The sequence below is a fragment of the Alkalihalobacillus sp. TS-13 genome (assembly GCF_019720915.1).
In the GTDB taxonomy this organism is placed as follows: Bacteria; Bacillota; Bacilli; order Bacillales; family Fictibacillaceae; genus Pseudalkalibacillus.
The window spans coordinates 2,093,854-2,109,770 of sequence record NZ_JAHKSI010000001.1 but is presented as its reverse complement, the minus strand read 5'-3'; the positions used below and the strand labels follow the sequence as shown (position 1 = coordinate 2,109,770).

Annotated in this window: 14 protein-coding genes, 1 pseudogene and 3 other annotated features; of the genes and pseudogenes, 13 read left to right on the top strand and 2 right to left on the bottom strand. The window is 41.9% G+C overall.

Features of this window, described 5'->3' with window-relative positions:
• Positions 1-866 precede the first annotated feature (866 nt).
• The 10 genes and pseudogenes from ytxC to KOL94_RS10330 all read left to right on the top strand — a co-directional run bounded on the left by ytxC (position 867) and on the right by KOL94_RS10330 (position 9,010).
• Complete coding sequence (gene ytxC / locus KOL94_RS10370; RefSeq protein ID WP_221566357.1) at positions 867-1,724, top strand: sporulation protein YtxC; 858 nt, start codon at positions 867-869, stop codon at positions 1,722-1,724.
• Positions 1,725-1,802: 78 nt separating this feature from the next.
• Positions 1,803-2,022: a binding site (T-box leader), on the top strand.
• A gap of 113 nt (positions 2,023-2,135) precedes the next feature.
• Positions 2,136-4,070 carry a threonine--tRNA ligase gene (gene thrS, locus KOL94_RS10365; protein WP_221566356.1) on the top strand — a complete coding sequence of 645 codons (1,935 nt, stop codon included), beginning with the start codon at positions 2,136-2,138 and terminating at the stop codon, positions 4,068-4,070.
• A gap of 318 nt (positions 4,071-4,388) precedes the next feature.
• Positions 4,389-4,539, top strand: a sequence feature (ribosomal protein L20 leader region).
• 91 nt (positions 4,540-4,630) lie between these two features.
• Positions 4,631-5,134, top strand: a complete 504-nt coding sequence (infC, locus tag KOL94_RS10360) for a translation initiation factor IF-3 (protein ID WP_221566355.1) — start codon at positions 4,631-4,633, stop codon at positions 5,132-5,134.
• 68 nt (positions 5,135-5,202) lie between these two features.
• Positions 5,203-5,391: a 50S ribosomal protein L35 gene (gene rpmI / locus KOL94_RS10355; protein WP_221566354.1), complete on the top strand. Its 189-nt coding sequence runs from the start codon at positions 5,203-5,205 to the stop codon at positions 5,389-5,391.
• 78 nt (positions 5,392-5,469) lie between these two features.
• Complete coding sequence (rplT, locus tag KOL94_RS10350) at positions 5,470-5,829, top strand: 50S ribosomal protein L20 (RefSeq protein WP_221566353.1); 360 nt, start codon at positions 5,470-5,472, stop codon at positions 5,827-5,829.
• Positions 5,830-6,081: 252 nt separating this feature from the next.
• A pseudogene (locus tag KOL94_RS25240) lies at positions 6,082-6,386 on the top strand (HNH endonuclease).
• Positions 6,383-6,670 (top strand): DUF1294 domain-containing protein, encoded by a 288-nt coding sequence (locus tag KOL94_RS10345; RefSeq protein ID WP_221566352.1) that lies wholly within the window; start codon positions 6,383-6,385, stop codon positions 6,668-6,670. Before KOL94_RS25240 ends, KOL94_RS10345 begins: the two are co-directional and overlap by 4 nt.
• Positions 6,671-6,692: 22 nt before the next feature.
• Positions 6,693-7,265 (top strand): TVP38/TMEM64 family protein, encoded by a 573-nt coding sequence (locus KOL94_RS10340; RefSeq protein ID WP_260412275.1) that lies wholly within the window; start codon positions 6,693-6,695, stop codon positions 7,263-7,265.
• Positions 7,266-7,387: 122 nt separating this feature from the next.
• Entirely contained in the window at positions 7,388-7,891 is a 504-nt protein-coding gene (locus KOL94_RS10335; protein WP_260412274.1) for a dUTP diphosphatase, read from the top strand.
• Between the two features lie 33 nt (positions 7,892-7,924).
• Positions 7,925-9,010, top strand: coding sequence for a M42 family metallopeptidase (locus tag KOL94_RS10330; protein WP_221566351.1), 1,086 nt, complete (start codon positions 7,925-7,927; stop codon positions 9,008-9,010).
• A gap of 223 nt (positions 9,011-9,233) precedes the next feature.
• Here KOL94_RS10330 and sspI read toward each other — a convergent pair whose 3' ends face one another.
• Entirely contained in the window at positions 9,234-9,440 is a 207-nt protein-coding gene (gene sspI, locus KOL94_RS10325; RefSeq protein ID WP_221566350.1) for a small acid-soluble spore protein SspI, read from the bottom strand.
• Positions 9,441-9,577: 137 nt separating this feature from the next.
• Here sspI and KOL94_RS10320 point away from each other — a divergent pair, with 137 nt between their 5' ends.
• The 3 genes from KOL94_RS10320 (at position 9,578) to pheT (ending at position 14,556) form a co-directional block, all read left to right on the top strand.
• A complete protein-coding gene (locus KOL94_RS10320) occupies positions 9,578-10,339 on the top strand; it encodes a TrmH family RNA methyltransferase (protein ID WP_221566349.1) in 762 nt (253 codons plus the stop codon).
• Positions 10,340-10,405: 66 nt separating this feature from the next.
• Positions 10,406-10,642: a binding site (T-box leader), on the top strand.
• A gap of 97 nt (positions 10,643-10,739) precedes the next feature.
• Complete coding sequence (gene pheS, locus KOL94_RS10315; protein ID WP_221566348.1) at positions 10,740-11,774, top strand: phenylalanine--tRNA ligase subunit alpha; 1,035 nt, start codon at positions 10,740-10,742, stop codon at positions 11,772-11,774.
• 349 nt (positions 11,775-12,123) lie between these two features.
• Positions 12,124-14,556 (top strand): phenylalanine--tRNA ligase subunit beta, encoded by a 2,433-nt coding sequence (gene pheT / locus KOL94_RS10310; protein WP_221566347.1) that lies wholly within the window; start codon positions 12,124-12,126, stop codon positions 14,554-14,556.
• A gap of 126 nt (positions 14,557-14,682) precedes the next feature.
• Here pheT and rnhC read toward each other — a convergent pair whose 3' ends face one another.
• Positions 14,683-15,630, bottom strand: coding sequence for a ribonuclease HIII (gene rnhC / locus KOL94_RS10305; protein WP_221566346.1), 948 nt, complete (start codon positions 15,628-15,630; stop codon positions 14,683-14,685).
• Positions 15,631-15,917 lie beyond the last annotated feature (287 nt).

The following is a 15,917-nucleotide window of genomic DNA, read 5'->3' as shown; positions in this document are numbered from 1 at the left end:
TTTAGTGGAGCCCAGAGACGTTATTTATGAAAAGGCATTGTTCGTTTTTATTGTTGATTTCTGCGAAATTCACTCACTTTCCACGGGCAAACGAAAAGCGGAAGCGACCCGATTAGTCACGAAGGTCACTGGAAAACGGACGAGGAGGCTCGAACCAAACAAAGACTTGGTTCTGCGTGGGCCGACTCATAAGGATGTTAATCAATGTGTCGACCGCCGCAGGAAGTTTGGAGTGATCCAAGTGACTGGTCGCTGAGCTAGACATCACGTCTCTGCATTAACCCACTTTCGCAAGCCTCCTCACTTGCACAGGATCTCAACACAAAAATGAAATCATTTTCGTGTCTGCGATGAGAATTCTTAGTAGCTTTCCTTATGCTGGCTTCGACGTTCACCATAGGACGTGGTGGTATTTAGTCGAAGTTCATTATTATAGTCGAAGATCCTTTTAAAAACGGCGGGGTCTCACCTCGACCGCTTTTCCCGCAGGAGTGTCGCAAATTTCGCTTAAAATCAACAAAGTCCTTTATCAGAACCTATGAAAAAGACGGCATTTCAGAATTTTGGCGGACACCAGAGCCGCTATTTGTGAACACAGCAGCTGATTTTCCCCGATAATTACGAAATAAGGTCTCTCATGTCCGTTAGTTTTGTAAAATCATAGTATTTTGATCAAATAAGGTCTCCTGTGTCCATAAACGATTTGGTGCAACTTAGGTTCAATGGAACAAGCGAGGTGGCCGGTGGAATTAGCATGAGTCTTCAGTAGCCCAACGAACATAGACAAATTTAAAAGCCATTCCTTAGAATAATCTTCCTTGTCGTTCATATATTGTAACAATGATTGTGGACAAGGAGGATTAAGGTTGGTTACGATTCATTTCTTGGATGAAAAGGAAGGCCATTATTTGTTTAAACGAATCACTAAATTACTCAATAATCAAAACATACCCAACCGGTCGACTCCCATAAAGATTCACTATACTGATGAGAATGCGTTGGACATTTATTTAGATTCCAGGGATCCGGTTAGTGACATGTTGAAGCCTACAATATTACTTTTTTTAGCGAAACATATTATTCGTACTAGAGAAGATGCCTGGATTTTAAGGATTTTGGAAACCGAATTTTATTTCACGGATGAAGATGAACAGCTTCAAATCTTATCCATTACACAGTCCCTGATCGAAGGAAACCCTGAAAACATCCCATTAGTCAGGGGCTTCCCACGAAGAGAAGATATGATCGTCAGTGCATTAGAGGATTTTTTTGATTCCGAAATGATCTTTTCTTATGAATCATTTTTACAATTCCGTCTTAAACCATACAGGGAACTCTTAACCAAATATATCGAATGTGCAATAGATGAATTTAAATTCGAACAGGAATATCAAGATTTCATTAATCAATTGAGGCAGTTCGTGAAGTCAAGGGTGTCCTTGTTTTCAACTGTACATCTTAAGTTTGAAGGAGAACGTTTCAGAATTTATAATGAACATTATTATGAACTGACGGAAGCAGATATGGAACAGCTGGTGAGCGGGAAAGCTAAAGCATATCTGGATTCAATCGCTTCTGATTTACTGAAGGTGCTAATCGAGATTGCGCCAGAAAAGATTTATCTTTATACGGATTCGGATGATGATTCAATGAACCGCACTATTCAGAATGTATTTCAAGAGCGTGTCCGTATCCTACCGAATCGTAAATTTGCAGTAAAATGACAAAAATATATATTTTGGTATTTTTAGGCTTGATTTTCTTTGGTAGACTGAATATAATACTACATAACAATTACCAATACCAAAGTAATGATGAGGATATGAGTCTTTTGATACTGGTTTCCAGAGAGAAGAGAATCTGCTGAAATCTCTTCACCAAGTGAAAAGTACTTACCACCTCTGAACTTCAACGGAGAACTTCTAGTAACCGTTGACGGTAAATGACCGTTAAATGATTCCAAGTGCCGGCATGCGACTGCCGGAACGAGGGTGGAACCGCGAGTAGACACTCGTCCCTTTTCCAGGGATGGGTGTTTTTTTAATTCCATTTTAATGGTTAAAAGGTTTGTTTCTAGTTTGCGCAAGACTAGTTAACTTATATTTGTATTTATTAAAGTAGGAGTGTGAATGACCATGTCAAAGGTGAAAATTACTTTTCCAGATGGAGCAGTCAAGGAGTTCGATAAAGGCGTAACAACAGAAGAAATCGCTGCGTCGATCAGTCCTGGATTGAAAAAGAAAGCTATCGCCGGAAAACTCGATGATCAATTGCTTGATCTACGTCAACCGATTGAACAGGACGGAGCGATTACAATTGTCATGCCTGATTCTGAAGAAGGGCTTGAAATCATTCGTCATAGTACAGCACATCTTATGGCACAGGCGATCAAACGTGTCTTTTCCGATCAAAAAATCAAGCTTGGTGTAGGTCCGACAATCGAAAAGGGATTTTATTATGACATAGATATGGAGCACAGGCTGACTGAGGAAGACTTTCCGAAGATTGAAAAAGAAATGAAGAAAATCGTGGATGAAAACCTTGAAATCACTCGTGAGGAAGTGAGTCGTGAAGAGGCGATCCGACGCTATGAGGAACTGGGAGATGACCTTAAAGTCGAATTGATTGAGGCAATTCCTGAAGGTGATAAGATCACATTCTATCACCAAGGTGAATTTTCTGACCTTTGCCGAGGTGTCCATGTGCCGCAAACAAGCAAATTAAAGGTATTCAAATTGATGAATATCTCGGGTGCTTACTGGAGAGGTGACAGTGACAATCAAATGCTGCAACGAGTTTATGGAACTGCGTTCAATAAGAAATCCGAGTTGGAAGAGCATTTGCATTTCCTCAAAGAAGCGAAGGAACGTGACCACCGTAAGCTGGGTAAAGAATTAGAAATTTTTGCGATTTCACAAAAAGTCGGCCAGGGGCTGCCGATCTGGCTTCCGAAAGGTGCGACGATCCGAAGAGTCATCGAACGCTATATCGTAGACACTGAAGTGAAGCTTGGCTATGACCATGTCTATACTCCTCACCTTGGTAGTGTTGAACTTTATAAGACTTCCGGTCACTGGGATCATTATCAGGAAGATATGTACCCACCGATCGAAATGGATAACGAACAGCTTGTACTTCGCCCGATGAACTGTCCGCATCATATGATGATTTACAAAAACGCAATGCACAGTTATAGAGACCTGCCTGTCCGTATTGCTGAGCTCGGCACAATGCACCGCCATGAAATGTCCGGGGCACTTGCAGGGTTACAGCGTGTACGTTCAATGACATTGAATGACGCCCATATTTTTGTAAGACCAGATCAGTTGAAGGATGAGTTTATCCGTGTCGTTCAACTTATCCAAAAGGTTTACAAGGACTTCGGGATCAATGACTACAAGTTCCGACTCTCTTATCGTGATCCTGTTGATAAAGAAAAGTATGTCGATAATGATGAAATGTGGGAGAAAGCCCAAGCTTTATTGAAAGAAACAATGGAAGATATGGATCTGAATTATGTGGAAGCGGAGGGAGAAGCAGCATTCTATGGACCAAAGCTTGATGTCCAGGTGAAGACTGCACTCGGAAAAGAGGAGACACTTTCAACAGTTCAGCTTGACTTCCACTTACCGGAACGCTTCGATTTGACTTACAAAGGCAGCGACGGGCAAGATCACCGTCCAGTCGTCATCCACCGTGGAGTCGTATCGACTATGGAACGGTTTGTCGCCTTCTTGATCGAAGAATATAAAGGTGCACTTCCGACTTGGTTGTCGCCAGTACAGGCAAAAGTAATTCCGGTTTCGGAAGTCCATATGGATTATGCATATAAAGTACAGGAGGAATTGAAGTCGAACGGTATACGTGTAGAAGTCGATTCCCGTGAAGAGAAAATCGGCTATAAGATCCGTGAAGCACAAATGCAAAAAGTCCCTTACATGCTTGTAGTCGGTGACCAGGAGATCGAAAAGAATACTGTCAATGTACGGAAGTACGGTGAGCAGGATTCCGAGACTGTATCACTGGAAAGCTTCAAAGATAATCTGAAAAATGAAGTTGAGCATAGCTAAGATGCTTATAGAGAGATGACAGAACGAGTCATCTCTTTTTTTTTCCATACCATTACATGGAATTGTGAAAAACAACAATCTTTACTTAAAAAGCCTTTTTCTTTGGAGTCATTGGTTATGAATGCCATACAAACATGATTTAAGCGAAGTTTGCAAGAAACCAGCAATTAAGAAGAACCATTCTATTATGAAAAAAACGCTTGATTTTTGTAGAGAAATCAGGTACGCTATAAAGGTTGAAATGAAGCACTCGTGATGGCTTGACATCGGTGCGACATCGATGATATGATTCTAATGTGAAATAATCGTATATTCTTGTAAAATAAGCAGAAGCACCCGCTTCTCACCTGATCGACGTACTGATGTACAGTTGGCAGGTACAATGAACCAGCTTTCGATGATCAATTAAAGATCAATAGTCGGAAACTTTCAGTGTGGGTGTTGTATGCGCCGACGCTTTTTCTATTTGTTTTAGTATATCAAACAATAGATTTGCTTTACTTACAAGAAAAGGATTAGGTTGTAAAAATCGATGGAGGTGGCTCATTATTAGTAAAGACATGATGGTCAACGACGGCATTCGCGCTCGCGAAGTTCGCCTGATTGGCGCCAATGGAGATCAAATTGGCGTAAAATCTCGTCAAGAAGCACTTGAAATTGCAGCAAATGCAAATCTGGATCTTGTTCTTGTTGCCCCTAATGCGAAACCGCCAGTGTGCAGAATTATGGACTATGGCAAGTATCGCTATGAGCAGCAGAAGAAAGAAAAAGAAGCGCGTAAGAATCAAAAGACAATTACGACGAAGGAAGTTCGTCTTAGCCCGAATATTGAAGAGCATGATTTCAACACAAAGCTTCGTAACGCGAGAAAGTTCCTTGAGAAAGGGAACAAAGTCAAAGCGTCCATCCGTTTCCGAGGACGTGCGATCACTCACTCCGAATTAGGACGTGACGTGCTCATGCGTATGGCAAAGGAATGTGAGGATCTTGGAACGATTGAATCCAAGCCTAAAATGGAAGGCCGCAGTATGTTCTTGATTCTTGCTCCAATCGAAAGTAAGTAACTTTCTATATTGGAAGGGGATCATGAACGGAATTTCTTCGAACAAGTAATCAAAGGAGGAACTTTACTATGCCTAAAATGAAAACTCATAAAGGGACTGCTAAGCGATTCAAGAAAACTGGAACTGGCAAATTGAAGCGTTCACACGCATTCACTAGCCATATGTTCCGTAACAAGTCTCAAAAACAAAAGCGTAAGCTACGTAAATCTGCACTTGTATCCAGCGGAGACTACAAGCGCATCAAAGACATGATCTAATTCGTCATATACAGTTCAAAAAGCGACTGTTCGCCTGCTTTTTTGAACAAATTACTGAAAAATACTGGAGGGATTACAATGCCAAGAGTAAAAGGTGGCTATGTAACACGTCGTCGACGTAAGCGCGTCTTAAAACTTGCTAAAGGTTATTTTGGTGCGAAACATAAATTATTTAAAGTTGCTCAACAACAAGTATTCAAATCACTACGCTATGCGTACCGTGACCGTCGTCAAAAGAAACGTGATTTCCGTAAATTGTGGATCACACGTATCAACGCTGCAGCTCGTATGAACGGAATTTCATACAGCCGTATGATGCACGGATTGAAGCAAGCTGGAATCGACGTTAACCGTAAGATGCTAGCTGAACTTGCTGTAACTGATGAAAAAGCATTCGCAGAACTAGCGAACAAAGCTAAAGATAGCCTAAAAGGTTAAATAACAGGGGTTGACTATTCGTAGTCAGCCTTTTTTATATTCACGGGGGTATCTAGTACCCCACCACAAAAAAGCAAAAACCCGGGTGAAAGTGCTTTATGAGAGCTTCATAAGACCGATTGGGGCAAAAGCCCGGGTGAAAGTGCTTTATGAATCATTTTGAGCGCAAAAATCAGTGTAGGGTACTCCTTATTCTTTGACGACTTGGTTTATCCAAACAAGAAGGATGTACTTAAAGAGGGGAGTTTGAATATGAAGCAAATAACATCATTTTGTGAACTGTGCGGTAGACAAGGAGTCACTACGACAGAACATCATCTGCGCCCCGTGAGTACCAAGGTACATTCGGTGAAACAGCTAATCTATGCATTCCATGCCATAAACAGGTTCACGCCCTTTTTACAAATGAAGAACTTGCTACTCATTATCCTGATTTGAAATCTCTTCGCAGCAATGAAAAGATACACAAATACGTAAAGTGGATCCGGAAGCAGCCTGAAAGTGCCATTCCACTAACGAAAAAGTCCAATGAAAAGAAAAGGAAACGAAAACGATGATCATCTCCTTATTACTATTAATCAATCTCTACGGTCTCATCATCATGTTTATCGATAAACAAAAAGCTAAACGACACCAATGGAGAGTCTCTGAGGCTCATTTATGGATTGTATCTCTCATAGGTGGTGCAGTTGGCATTTTTGCAGGCATGCAGTTGTTCCGACATAAGACGAAACACACGTCCTTTCGTATTGGGATACCGGTTTTGATAGTTCTGCAGATCGCTCTTTACATCTACTTGTCCGCGAATGGTAAAGGTCTAATGACATTTACTCTCACATAAATTGATTATGGGGGGGATGTAAATGGAACAGCATGCGATGGAACTCATCCATTGGCTCGGTAAAAGCGGTGCATTAGCCCCAGTCCTGTTTATATTCCTGCATATTTTACGGCAATTCTTATTCATTCCAGTCGGATTCATATGTATTTTAGGCGGTGTCGTTTTCGGGGTAGTGTTCGGTACAATTTACTCCATAATCGGTGTAACGTTGGTAAGCGTATATTTTTATGCACTTGTAAAATCATTACCGAAATCATTCAGTAAAGTCATGAACATGAAAGAAAGGTGGTTTGGAAAACGTTCTGAATTATCGATCGGACAAATCACCATCCTAAGATTGGTCCCATTTCTTCATTTTCATCTCATCTCCTTATGTATCATTGAAATCGCGAGGAATTTCAAAGATTATACGAAGCTGTCATTATATACGAATGTCCCTTTAGCTATCGTTTATACGTCGTTTGGAAGCTGGTTGAACCAATTGACGCTCCATTGGATGATCAGCATCCTATGTATTCTCGCAGTGTTGTTCTACGTTTTACGACGGAAAGAATGGGTTTACAAATGGCAGGATTTTTTTGCGGATGCACGATGAATTTTTCGGAACAGGTGCCGGTATGCTCTATATGAGGATCTCGGCCCTTTTTGATGAGAAGAAATCCTTAAGGTCTATGTTGATCCTTGGTATACTTGAGTAAGCACAAGGAGAGGGGATACATGATGGACCTGAATTTACAGCAAATGTACAAAATGCAAAATGAACTCGATCGCCGTATTGAATCAGAACGGGGATTGGAAAACGCGGATTTATTGGATAAAAAAATTCTCGCTTTGCTTGTGGAAATTGGCGAGCTTGCGAATGAAACCCGATGCTTCAAATTCTGGAGTTCGAAACCACCTTCATCTAAAGATGTCATCCTAGAAGAATACGTTGATGGCGTTCATTTCTTGCTATCGATCGGATTGATCCTTCCCTATGAGGTGCCAGAACATGTACATATTCCGGATGACTTTGAGGGAGAAGCCGTCGGTGCATTCTTGAAGGTGTATGAGAGTGTCACCACCTTCAAAAACTATCGCGATGACGTCAATAATTACAATCAATTAATGGAAGACTATCTGATGATCGGACGAATTTTAGGTTTTACCATTGAAGAGATACAGGACGCTTATTTATCAAAGAACAAGGTGAACCACACACGTCAAGATCAGGGGTATTGAAAAACACCACGATTAGACATCAGGAGGTTCTTCATGAAGAATTTAGATGAGACACTCACTATGCTTAAAGAGTTGACGGATGCCAGGGGGATCCCTGGCGATGAATCAGAACCGAGAGAAGTCATGAAAAAATACATCGAACCCTACGCGGATGAAGTATACTGTGATAACCTCGGAAGTTTGGTCGCGAAAAAGAAAGGGTCTAAAAACGGTCCGAGCATCATGCTGGCAGGCCATCTGGATGAAGTCGGGTTCATGATCACACGCATCGATGATAAAGGCTTTTTGCGTTTTCAAACTGTTGGCGGCTGGTGGGGACAGGTGTTACTCGCACAACGTGTAACGATAAAAACCAAGAATGGTGATGTGGTCGGTGTCATCGGATCGAAACCGCCTCATATCCTCTCGCCTGAAGCCCGGAAAAAGCCGGTACCTATCAAAGATATGTACATTGATATTGGTGCTTCTGATAAAGAGAACGCCCTGGAAATCGGAGTCAGACCGGGAGATTCCGTTATCCCATATTTTGAATTTACGGTCATGAGCAATCCTAAAATGCTACTGGCTAAAGCATTTGATAATCGGATTGGTTGTGCAATTGTAGCTGAAACGATGAAACATTTGAAAAAAATCAAACACCCGAATACGGTTTATGGTGTAGGTACTGTCCAGGAGGAAGTCGGTTTACGTGGTGCGAAGACGACTGCCAATATGATCAAACCCGATATTGCATTCGCAATCGATACAGGGATTCCTGGGGACACCCCAGGGGTTACCGATCGAGACGCCTTATCTAAGCTTGGTGAAGGTCCTCAGATCATTATTTATGATGCTAAGACCATTTCCCATAAAGGATTACGGGACTTCGTTCTTGAAACAGCAGAAAAAAATAACATCCCTTATCAGATTGATACAACACCTGGCGGAGGAACAGATGCCGGGAATATCCATATCACTCATGACGGTGTTCCTGCCATCTCTATTACAATGGCCACCCGCTATTTGCATACGCATGCATCCATGATCCACAGGGATGACTATGACCATACTGTACGGCTGATGGTTGAACTTGTAAAAGGTCTTGATGAAAAAACAGTCCAACAGATCATACAATCTTAAATCTGTTTTTTGAGTTTGGAAATATACACTCGCTTTCCGCATCTCGTTCCTCACGTGCTGGGTCTCGCTTAGCTTGCTTACCCGCAGGAGTCTCACATATCTACACTGGCATATCTTTCAGCCCCTTTCTTTACAACTTTCCATTAGCAACAAACTTTTAGAAAACAGCCTAAAGCAAAAATAGGACCCATGAGGAGTCCTATTTTTGCTGGTTGACTTCGTATTATTGAAGTCCTTCTGAAAGAATTTCGAGGATTTCCTTTTTTTCTGATTCATCTGAGTTCTGCCAGATGACTTCGAAAAGGACACCTAGACCAGGTAACATCTTTTCCTCACCGCTGTTGATCGCTTCAACGATCGTACTCTCTAATTCTTCGTGGTTATTTCCAGAAACGTTTGCTAAAACTGCTTTTCGTAAGTTCAGATCCATTACTTTTCACCTCTGATTTTGGTTTAGGAATGATGTACATAGCATTTGTATGTTGATAGTTTTTATCCACTTGAATTGGATTATGTATGAATATCACGTATAATAGCATTATTATTTTCGATTAAGGAATGAAAAAGATGAACCGGATTGCATCTCCTAAAAACGGACGAGTCAAGGAATGGAAAAAGTTAAAACGAAAAAAAGGCAGAGATAAAGCAGGGGCATTCATCATTGAAGGCCCGCACTTGATTGAAGAAGCATTGCTGCACAACGCGGAAGTAACAGATTTGATCATAGAGGAATCATTTCGAATCCCTTCTGGTTGGCATACGGGGAATGTGACCACGTGGATTGCTGCACCATCTGTTATTGAAGAACTGGCTGATACTGAGTCACCGCAAGGCATAGTAGCTATTGTCCAAGCATCAACTGACGATATGACAATCACGTCTGACGGAACGTATATTTTACTTGATGGCATCCAGGACCCTGGTAATTTAGGGACGATCATACGGACGGCTGAAAGCGCAGGCGCTAACGGTGTGATCCTAGGTAATGGAACGGTAGACCTTTACAATAGCAAGGTGCTTCGATCGACTCAGGGATCAGTATTCCACTTGCCAGTTGTAAAAGGGAATATAGCTGAATGGATTCCTCGGTTGAAAGAGAACAGAATCAAGGTATTCGGCACGTCACTCCAAGGTGGTGTACCGTATACGTCCATAAAAGATACGAGTGGATATGCACTGCTCTTAGGGAATGAGGCGAATGGGGTACATGAAGATCTTTTAGCCAGTTCTGATCAAAACCTTTACGTGCCGATTTACGGGCGAGCGGAATCGCTGAATGTTGCAGTTGCTGCCGGTATATTGTTATATGGTCTAAAAGAGCATAAATAAGGCGATAATAGTTGCAGGAACGTTTTTGATTCCTTATAATACAGTGTAGTTAACTAAATATATTGAAAAATGACGATGATGGAAAGTAGTACATCAAGGATCGCCATTCAGGGAGAGTACGCCAGAGACTGGGAGCGTGCTTATGGTGGATATGGTGGAATTCACTCCGGAGTTGCCTTTCGAACACTGATCGATTTTTCGATGAGCTAAGATTGTGCCGGGAAACCGTTACATAATGAAGTGAGCAGCTTTTGGTTTTTGGGCTGTTAATTAGGGTGGTAACGCGAAACCTTCGTCCCTTTCTGGGATGAAGGTTTTTTTGTTGTTATCGTTGCTGCTACTACATGATGTAGATAAAAAACATTGGTATCAAGTTACGAAGATAAAGGAGGAACCAGTTATGCAAGATCGTTTGATGACCCTGCAAGGGGAAGCTGTAGAAAAGATTGAACAGGCCTCTTCTTTAAAAGAATTGCAGGATATTCGTGTAGAGTATTTAGGTAAAAAAGGTCCGATTACTGAAGTCTTAAGAGGTATGGGGAAACTCCCGGCAGAAGAACGACCTAAAATGGGGCAGCTTGCTAATGAAGTAAGAGAGGCTATCACGACTAAAGTAGAAGCGAAGCAAAAGAAGCTTGAAAGAGAAGAACTAGATCGGCAGTTGAGTAACGAGACAATCGATGTAACATTGCCGGGCCGCCCGGTTCGACAGGGGAATGCACATCCGCTTACTGCTGTAATCGAAGAAATTGAAGATCTTTTTATAGGAATGGGCTTTTCTGTCGCTGAGGGACCTGAAGTTGAAACCGATTATTATAACTTCGAGGCCTTGAATCTTCCGAAAAACCACCCTGCACGAGATATGCAGGACTCATTCTTCATCACGGAAGACTTGTTACTACGGACACAGACATCTCCGGTTCAAGCGCGGACTATGGAAAAACATAAAGGGAAAGGTCCTGTCAAAATCATCAGTCCTGGTAAGGTATACCGTCGTGATACAGATGATGCGACACACTCCCACCAATTCATGCAGATCGAAGGACTTTTAGTGGATAAAAACATCCGGATGAGTGATTTGAAGGGGACATTGACGTTATTTGCGCAGAAATTGTTTGGAGAAGAACGTGAAATTCGCCTGCGCCCAAGCTTTTTCCCATTCACTGAACCATCAGTCGAAGTCGATGTCTCTTGTTTTAAATGTCACGGCTCAGGCTGTTCAATCTGTAAAAAAACAGGCTGGATCGAAATTCTAGGTTCTGGTATGGTCCATCCGAATGTCCTTGAAATGGCTGGATTCGATCCAAAAGAGTACACTGGTTTCGCATTCGGTATGGGACCAGAACGGATAGCGATGCTGAAATATGGAATTGATGATATTCGTCATTTTTATTCGAATGATCTTAGGTTCCTGGAACAATTCAAACGCGCTTAACAGATAGGCACTATTACGAAACAATAATGTTTAGAGGGAAATTCGCGACACTCCTGCCGGGAAAAGCGAGCAGGCGAGACTTCGCACTTTTTTAAAAGGATCTTCGACTATAATAAGGAACTTCGACTATAATAATGAACTTCGACTAAATACCACCACGTCCTATGGTGAACGTCGAAGTCAGTACATCCTGTACAAGTACGTCCTGTGGTGAACATCGAAGTCAGTACATCCTGTGCAAGTGAGGAAGCTTGAGGATCGCCCGCAAAAAGGGAGTGGATTTCCCGGAAATTAATAATGAAATTAACAGTTCCAAAAAATAAGAAGTTGATCACGGGGAGTGTAATTCATGTTAGTATCCTATAATTGGTTAAAAGAATATGTGGATCTCGACGGTATTCAACCTGATGAGCTTGCTAATCGTATAACGAAAAGCGGTATCGAAGTGGAAGGAGTCGAGTCTTTGAATCAAGGCATTTCGGGCGTAGTTGTCGGCCATGTTGAAAAGTGTGAACAACATCCTAATGCTGATAAATTGAATGTGTGTCAAGTGAACATTGGGGAAGAGGAACCAGTACAAATCATTTGCGGTGCTCCAAATGTAGCTGCTGGACAAAATGTTCCGGTTGCAACAGTCGGTGCAGTTCTTCCTGGTAATTTCAAAATCAAAAAAGCGAAACTTCGCGGCGAAGTTTCGAACGGTATGATTTGTTCCCTGGAAGAACTAGGTGTAGATGCGAAAATGGTACCTAAAGAATTTGCGGACGGTATTTATGTGATGCAGGAAGAAGCAGAAATCGGGAAGAATGCGCTCTCCTACCTGAATCTAGATGATCATATTTTAGAACTAGGTCTTACACCGAACCGTGCTGATTGTTTGAATATGATCGGAGTCGCATATGAAACTGCAGCTGTCTTTGAAAGAGAGCTGACATTACCAAAGCCGACGTTGAATGAAAATAGTGAATCGGCATCTGATTATGTATCAGTCCAGGTTGATAATTATGAGGACAATCCATATTATGGGGCAAAAGTAATCCGTAATATTAAAGTCGGAACATCACCTGAATGGATGCAAAACCGGTTGATTTCAGCTGGTATCCGTCCAATCAATAATGTCGTTGATATTACAAACTATGTCCTGCTTGAATATGGCCAGCCGCTCCATGCTTTTGATTATGACCGTTTTGGGTCAAAGGAAGTGCTTGTCAGACGAGCAGCACCTGGAGAAGAAATCAAGACATTAGATGATGAAAATCGTAAGCTTGAGGGGCACCATCTAGTTATTACGAACGGTAAACAGCCAGTCGCTGTTGCTGGTGTGATGGGTGGAGCAGATTCAGAGGTTTCAGATGAAACGACGACGATTTTACTGGAAGCTGCTTACTTCAATCCTTCTCGTGTCCGTCAATCGTCGAAAGACCTCGGACTTCGAAGTGAATCCTCTACACGATTTGAAAAAGGGATTGACCGCAATCGTGTCTATGAAGCAGCCAATCGTGCTGCTGAATTGATGGTTGAATTAGCAGGCGGTGAAGTTCTTCAAGGGATCGTAGAAGCAGGCCCCAGATTCGTCGATCCAGAAACAGTAATTGTTCGTGGTGAACGAGCAAATAAAGTTTTAGGTACATCGATAGAAACGAATGAAATTCATGAGATCTTTGATCGACTCGGGTTTTCATACGAACACGAAAGGGATGAGTTCAGGGTCGAAGTACCAGCCAGGCGTCCAGACATAACGTTGGAAGAAGATCTGATTGAGGAAATTGGACGGATTTATGGCTATGATAAAATCCCGACAACTCTACCTGAAGGTGCGACAACAACTGGAGGTCTGACTCCAGCTCAATCGAAAAGACGTAAAGTACGTCGTTACCTTGAAAGCGTCGGGCTTTATCAAGCACTTACGTATTCACTTACTACAAAAGAGAAGGCAAACGCTTATCACGGGTTGGCTACAGAAGAGCAACCGGCTTACATTTCAGTATCAATGCCGATGAGTGAAGAACGTGCAGTTTTACGTCGTACCATGCTGCCGCAGCTATTGGAAGTTGTGCAATATAACCAGAACCGTCAGTTGAACGATGTTGCCATTTTTGAAGTCGGTTCAACATATTTGTCAGATGAGAAGAACTTGACAAAGCTTCCGAATGAACATCAGAAGCTTGCTGGTGCATTCTCCGGGTTATGGCATTCGCATCCTTGGCAGCAAGAAAAGAAACCTGTCGATTTTTACGTCGTCAAAGGTGTGCTGGACGGTATGTTCAAAAAGCTTGGTGTAAGTGATCGAATTGAATATCAACAGGCTAAACGTGATGGATTCCATCCTGGTCGTACTGCGATCGTCCTGCTTGACGGATACCAAATCGGGGTTGTCGGACAGTTGCATCCTGCTGACCAAAAAGAGTGGGATATCAAGGAAACATATCTATTCGAGCTTGATTTAGATGTAGTGTTTAGTACGGATGTAGAGCCGGTAGTATATTCAGCTTTACCACGCTATCCGTCGATTTCACGAGATATCGCTTTGATCCTTGATCAGGATGTCCGTGCTGGAGATGTCCAATCTGGAATCAAAGCTGCAGGCGGGGAATTATTAAAAGAAGTATCCATCTTCGATCTCTATGAAGGGGAGCACATGGATGAAGGGAAGAAATCAGTCGCTTTTTCTCTTACCTATTACAATCCTGAAAAAACTCTGACAGATGAAGATGTTGAAAAAGTACACAGTAAAGTCCTCAGTTACGTGAAAGATAAATTCAATGCAACAATGAGAGGCTGATATGAGAAAAGGGTAGACACCTGAATGGCGTCTACCCTTCTTTTCATTTTGGTTTCAACCAAGTAACGAACTTTTAGATAACAGCATAAAAAATCCAAATCGGATTAATCTCGGCGACTTTTTATGTCATCCTTTGCGCTTTTGCTGAACTAGCTTCAATGCTTTCTGCGTATTGGCGAAATGAGTTTTACTTACCTTTTTCAAAACATCTACGCCATGCTTGAAGATGACCTTTGCCGCTGCTTCATCGACATGTGGACCAGCTCCTTTAGGAAGCGGAAGACCAACCGAATCGGATAAATCATCCATCTTTTTGAGAAAAGCATAGCGGGCGATGATTGAGGCTGCAGCTACAGAAAGGTGGAGCGCTTCTGCTTTCGTTTCAAAATAGATGGGAGGGTTTGTGCCAGGCTGCGAGTTAGTATGTCTGAAATAAATATCTGGTTCGCAAAATTGATCGATCAAGATTCCTTCAACCGTATCTGGACCGGATATTTTTTCGAGTACGTTGCTGATCGCCTTCTGATGGAGCTTCGCCTTCATTTTCCCCTGTGACATCCCTTTGCTTTGCAGTTCATTGTACTTCGGATTGTCCAGCACCAATAGGCTGTAGGGGATACTTTGGATAAGATCCTTTGCGATCTCGATGATTTGTGGATCCTTCAAAAGCTTCGAATCCTTCACACCAAGCTCTTTGACAAGTGGTAGTTGTTCTTTTGAAACAAATGCGGCTACGACAGTGATTGGTCCGAAAAAATCACCTGTACCGACTTCATCTGAACCGATCATGGACTTTGATCCGACTTGTTCTGGTGGTAGGTAGGCATGCTTTTTCCGGCCTTTTACCTCTTTTGTTTTTAGTACAGTTTCCCCTTCACTCCATCGGGATGATTCTTGTTCAGCAGCAGGACCCTGAAATAGGATTTTTCCTGATTTGTAAGCGGTGATTGTACATCCTTCCACTTTTGCGACAAATAGACCTCCCTGAGGAACATTCGATTGTATGTATGGGTGATATTCAATTTTTATTTTATTGAGTTGTGCTTTATCCAATTTCAATACGGCATGAGACATTCCATGAGTCACCTTCGTTCCTTTAGAATAGGCTTTGTTATTACTTTATTGTTGATTTTTGCGAAATTCACTTGATTTCCTCTTAACGATAAGACTTAACATAATTATAACGAAGGTGGCAGAGGCATGCGAATAGAAATAGGTTGAAATCACATTAACATATTCAGTAAAATAAAATGGAAGGATTATCGTTTTGTAATAATATGTCAAACCATGGAGTCTCATTATTCCCATTCTCAGTAGTTCGTGTTAAGATAATGATTAGTTATTTTCGAGTTAGGAGGCTT